This is a genomic window from uncultured Pseudacidovorax sp. (genome assembly GCF_913773995.1).
Classification (GTDB): domain Bacteria; phylum Pseudomonadota; class Gammaproteobacteria; order Burkholderiales; family Burkholderiaceae_C; genus Xenophilus.
This window is the reverse complement of the sequence record NZ_CAJYES010000200.1, coordinates 1-5,197: the sequence shown is the minus strand read 5'-3', so window position 1 is coordinate 5,197 and position 5,197 is coordinate 1. Positions and strand designations below refer to the sequence as shown.

General features: G+C 70.4%; 5 protein-coding genes and 1 pseudogene. 5 read left to right on the top strand and 1 reads right to left on the bottom strand.

Annotated elements, in window-relative coordinates:
- Positions 1-168 precede the first annotated feature (168 nt).
- The gene (locus QZ772_RS18840) at positions 169-759 is read left to right on the top strand and encodes an NAD(P)H-dependent oxidoreductase (RefSeq protein WP_295529422.1); all 591 of its coding nucleotides are present in this window, start codon (positions 169-171) and stop codon (positions 757-759) included.
- A gap of 4 nt (positions 760-763) precedes the next feature.
- Here the strand turns inward: QZ772_RS18840 and QZ772_RS18835 are convergent, their stop codons facing one another.
- Positions 764-1,681, bottom strand: coding sequence for a LysR family transcriptional regulator (locus QZ772_RS18835; protein WP_295529420.1), 918 nt, complete (start codon positions 1,679-1,681; stop codon positions 764-766).
- 134 nt (positions 1,682-1,815) lie between these two features.
- Here QZ772_RS18835 and hpaH point away from each other — a divergent pair, with 134 nt between their 5' ends.
- The 4 genes and pseudogenes from hpaH to QZ772_RS18815 form a co-directional block, all read left to right on the top strand.
- On the top strand, positions 1,816-2,622 hold the full coding sequence (gene hpaH, locus QZ772_RS18830; RefSeq protein WP_295529418.1) for a 2-oxo-hept-4-ene-1,7-dioate hydratase: 807 nt from the start codon (positions 1,816-1,818) through the stop codon (positions 2,620-2,622).
- Positions 2,622-3,422 carry a 4-hydroxy-2-oxoheptanedioate aldolase gene (gene hpaI, locus QZ772_RS18825; RefSeq protein WP_295529416.1) on the top strand — a complete coding sequence of 267 codons (801 nt, stop codon included), beginning with the start codon at positions 2,622-2,624 and terminating at the stop codon, positions 3,420-3,422. Before hpaH ends, hpaI begins: the two co-directional genes overlap by 1 nt.
- Before the next feature lie 27 nt (positions 3,423-3,449).
- Positions 3,450-4,925, top strand: coding sequence for an aldehyde dehydrogenase (locus tag QZ772_RS18820; protein ID WP_295529414.1), 1,476 nt, complete (start codon positions 3,450-3,452; stop codon positions 4,923-4,925).
- Between the two features lie 22 nt (positions 4,926-4,947).
- Positions 4,948-5,197, top strand: a pseudogene (locus QZ772_RS18815) (extradiol ring-cleavage dioxygenase); the annotation flags it as partial.

The following is a 5,197-nucleotide window of genomic DNA, read 5'->3' as shown; positions in this document are numbered from 1 at the left end:
ACCTTGAGCTTGACGCCGCCCGCGTAGGTGCCGCTGAGCACGTCCTGCCGCAGCCGGGCGAAGGCTTGGTCCACCAGCGTGGGTTCGCGCAAGACGGCATCCGTTTTTTGCATGGACGCGATTTTATGCATAAACTTTTCCTCCGTGCATAGTTCAATGGATCAATCGATGAATGTTTCTTCCGACGCCAGGCCCGCCGCGGCGGTGCGCCTGCTCGCCATCTCCGGCAGTCTGCGCCGCGCCTCGCACAGCACCGCGGTGCTGCGCCACATGGCGACGATGCTGCCGGCCGGTGTGCATCAACAGCTCTTCACGCTGGTGGAGATTCCGCCCTACGACGGCGACCTGGACGGCCCCCAGCCGCCCGCGGCCGTCGCCGAGCTGAAGGATGCCATCGCCCAGGCCGACGGCCTGGTCATCTGCTCGCCGGAATACAACTACGGCATGCCCGGTGTGCTGAAGAACGCCATCGACTGGGCATCGCGGCCGGCCTTCGCCTCGCCGCTCAGGGGCAAGCCGGCCCTGGTGATCACGGCGTCGCCGGGCGCCCTGGGCGGGGTGCGGGCCCAGGCCCAGATCCGCGATGCCCTGGCCGCCACGCTGGCCCGGCCGCGGTCGCGGCCCCAAGTGGCCATTCCGCGGGTCGCCTCGCGCTTCCAGGACGGCATGCTGAGCGACGCCACCACGCTGGAGATGCTGCAGGCCGCCCTGGCCGACCTGCTGGCGGAGATCCGCCTGCTGACCGCCGCGCGCGGCTGAGGCGTCAGCCGTCCCGCTTCTGCCAGCCGGGCAACCACTGGAGGAGGTGGTCCGCAAAGCCCTCCGCCGCTGGCGGCAGGGTGCGTACCGTCGAGCGGTAGAGGCAGACCGTGCGCACCGTCTCGGGCTCGACCACGCGGCGCATCACCAGGCCCAGGGGCTGCGCCACCACGCCCACGTAGGCGGGTGCCAGCGTGGCGGCCAGTCCCTGGGCAGCAATGCCCAGGGCGGTGGAGACGTTGTCCACCACGTCGACCGGCTCCACCCGTGCATCTGCGGGGGCATTGACGTGCATCTGCGAGACGCTGCGCTCATGGTCGCGGCCCGCCGCCACGAGGGCGTGCCCGTGCAGGTCGGTCCATCGCAGCTGCCTGCGGCGTGCCAGCGGATGACCCGCGGCGCACCACAGCACCCAGCGGCTGTCGAACACCGGCAGCCGCTGGACGCCCTCGCCCGTCGGACGGTCCGGCCCCACCGCCAGGTCGACATCGCCGGCCTGCACGGCATCGACCAGCTGATCGACCGGCAGGTCCTTCACGCGCACCACCACGCGGGGCCGCAGGGCCTGGAAGGCGCCGATGGCCGCGGGGATGGCGGTCCCGGCCAGCACCTGCGGCGCCCCGACGCGCACGATGCCGGCCGCCTGGTTGCGCACGTCGGAGGCCGCGATGTCGGCCGCCTGCACATGCCGCAAGACCGTCTCGGCGGGGCCTAGAAAGTGCTGGCCGGCGCTGGAAAGCATCACCCGCCGCGTGGTGCGCTCGAAGAGCCGGAAGTCGACGATGGCCTCCAGCTCGGCGATCAACTGGCTCACGGCCTGCGCCGTCAGGCCCATGCGCTGCGCCGCGCCGGTGAAGCTGCGCTGCTCCGCCACGGCGACGAACGCCTCGAGCTGGCGAAGGGTGTAGCGGGTCAGGGCCATCGGTCGATTATCAAGCGCAGCTTGATCACTGTTCCAAATCCATTGCTTGTGGCGGACGGCCATGCTGCCGAGACTTCGCCTTCATCAAGACGGCGCCTTGCCACCCATGGCAGGGCGATCCAGGAGACACATCCATGACAGACACCCAGGCGCGCAACCGCGCGCTCGCCCACGAACTCATCGAGGCCGAGCGCAGCCGCCAGCCCGTCGAGCACTTCAGCAAGCGCCTGTCCGGCATGACCATCGCCGACAGCTACGCCATCCAGCGCGAATGGACGGCGCTCAAGCTGGCCGGCGGCGACACCATCGTCGGCCGCAAGATCGGCCTGACCTCGCGGGCGATGCAGATCGCCTCGCAGATCACCGAGCCCGACTACGGCGTGCTGCTGCAGAGCATGGTGATCGACAACGGCACCGAGGTGGAAGCCGCCCGCTTCCTGGTGCCGCGGCTCGAAGTCGAGTTCGCCTTCATCCTCGCCAGGCCGCTGCGTGGGCCCAACGTCACGCTGTTCGACGTGCTCAACGCCACCGACTACGTAATCCCCGCCCTGGAGCTGATCGACGCCCGCATCGAGCAGTTCGACCGCGTGAGCAAGGCGCCGCGCAAGGTGCTGGACACCATCGCCGACAACGCCGCCAGCGCCGGCATCGTGATGGGCGGCCGGCCCATGCGGCCGGACCAGGTGGACTGGCGCTGGGCCGGCGCGCTGCTGTTCAAGAACGGCGTGATCGAGGAATCGGGCCTGGGCGCTGCGGTGCTCAACCACCCGGGCAACGGCGTGGCCTGGCTGGCCAACAAGCTGGCCCCGCACGGCGAAGGGCTGGAGGCCGGCCAGATCGTGCTGGGCGGCTCCTTCACCCGGCCGGTGCATTGCGCCGCCGGCGACACCTTTCATGCGGACTACGGCCCGCTCGGTTCCATCTCCCTGAAGTTCGTCTGATGACCTCCACCGTGAACACTTTCAAGGCCGCGCTGGCCGCACCCGGCGCGCAGATCGGGCTCTGGCTGGGCCTGGCCGAGCCCTACACCGCCGAGCTGTGCGCCACCGCCGGCTTCGACTGGCTGCTGGTCGACGGCGAGCACGGCCCCAACGACCTGCGCTCCATGCTGGGCACCCTGCAGGCCGTGGCGCCCTACCCTGCCCATCCCGTGGTGCGCATCCCTCAGGGCGACGCGACGCTGATCAAGCAGGTGCTGGAGATCGGCGCCACCACGCTGCTGGTGCCGATGGTGGAAGACGCCGAGCAGGCCCGCGGCCTTGTGCAGGCCGTGCGCTATCCGCCGCAGGGCATCCGCGGCGTGGGCAGCGGCCTGGCGCGCTCCTCGCGCTGGGGGGCCGACGCGCAGTACCTGCAGACCGCCAACGACCGCATGTGCCTTCTGGTGCAGGTGGAAACGGCGTCCGCCCTGTCGCGCATCGACGAGATCGCGGCCGTGGACGGCGTGGACGGAGTGTTCATCGGGCCAGCGGACCTGTCCGCCTCGATGGGCCTGCTGGGCCAGCCCGGCCATCCCGAGGTGCGCGCCGCCATCGAGCATGCCTTCACCCGCATCCAGGCCGCCGGCAAGGCGCCGGGCATCCTGGCCGTGGACGAGACGCTCGCACGCCACTGGATCGGCAAGGGCGCGCGCTTCGTGGCCGTGGGCGTGGAAGCGACGCTGCTGGCCCAGGCCAGCCGCGCCCTGGCTCGCCGCTTCAAGGACCCGGCCGTGCACTCCGCAGGCCGCGGCCCAGGCTAATGAGCAGACACCACTGGAGCATTCCGAATGACCACTTCCCTGCTGGACGTGGCGGGCGTCAAGGTCTCGCCCGACCATTACATCGACGGCCGCCGCGTGCCCTCGGCCACCACCTTCGAGCTCTTCAGCCCCATCGACCAGCAGCCGCTGGGCCGCATCGCCGAAGGCCTGGAGGACCACACCGAAGCCGCCATCCAGGCCGCGCAGCGTGCCTTCCCGGAGTGGAGCGCGATGAGCGCCGCCGAGCGCCTGCCCTACCTGGAGCGCTTCGCCGAGGAGATCGGCAAGCGCGCCGACGACTTCTGCCGGCTGGAAAGCACCGATGCCGGCGTGCTGCTCTCGCGCATGCGCCACGGCGTGGTGCCGCGCGCCATGCTCAACATCCGCTGGTTCGCGCAGCATGCGCTGGAACTGCAGAACCGCCCCATAGACACCGAGCAGGCCCACCACATCGTGCGCCACGACCCGGCCGGCGTGGTGGTGATCATCACGCCGTGGAACGCGCCGCTGATGCTCTCCACCTGGAAGCTGGGCCCGGCCCTGGCCGCGGGCAACACCTGCGTGCTGAAGCCGCCGGAGTGGGCGCCGCTCACCTGCTCGCTGCTGGCCGACTGCGCCGATGCGGCCGGCCTGCCGCCGGGCGTCTTCAACGTGGTGCAGGGCCCGGGCGCCAGCACCGGCGCACGGCTGGTGGGCGATGCGCGCATCGCGCGCGTCTCCTTCACCGGGAGCGTGCCCACGGCCAAATTCATCGCACAAGCGGCCGGCGCCAACCTGGTTCCCTGCAGCCTGGAACTGGGCGGCAAGAGCCCGTTCATCGTTCTCGAGGACGCCGACCTTGACGGCGCCGCAGCCACCGGCGCGCTGATGTACCGCAACGCCGGCCAGGTCTGCCTGGCGGGCACACGCTTCCTGGTGCACGAGAAGGTGGCGGAGCGCTTCATCGGCACCATGCGCAGCCACGTCGAGAAGCTCACGGTGGGCGATCCGCGCGACGAGGCGACCGAGGTCGGCCCCATCATCCATCCGCGCCAAGTGGCCCGCGTGGAAGGCTTCGTGCAGCGCGCGGTGGCCGCCGGTGCCGAGCTGTTGTGGGGCGGCGCGCGCCACGGCTTCGGCGCGCAGTACTTCCAGCCCACCATGCTCACGAAGGTGGCGCAGGACAGCGAGATCGTGCAGAACGAGGTCTTCGGCCCCGTGCTCACGCTGCAGACCTTCGCCAGCGACGACGAGGCCATCGCCCTGGCCAACGGCACCGACTACGGCCTGGGCGGCGTCTGCTACGGCGAAACCGGCCACGCCACCGATGTGGCCAAGCAGGTGCGCACCGGCTTCATCTGGGTCAACAGCTTCGGCATCCGCGACCTGGCCGCACCCTTCGGCGGCATCAAGCGCTCCGGCGTGGGCCGCGAGGGCGGCGACTGGAGCTTCGAGTTCTTCTGCGACATCAAGGATGTCGTGGTCCCGAAGAAGCCGTTCAAGGCGAGCTTCAGCCACCGCTGAACGCAACCAAGGAGACATTCCCATGGGACAGATCGTTGGATCGGCCATCGTGTCGCATCACCCCGGCCTGATGCAGTGCGAGGAGTTCCGCCGCCTGCAGGGCGCGGGCGAGGACTCGGACCTGATCGCCGGCTATGCCCGGCTGCGCGAGCGCATCGCGGCGGCGAAGCCGGACGTGGTCATGATCTTCGACAGCCACTGGCTCACCACCGGCTACCACCTGGTGGACGGCGGCGCGCGCTACAGCGGCACCTACATCTCCGACGAGATGC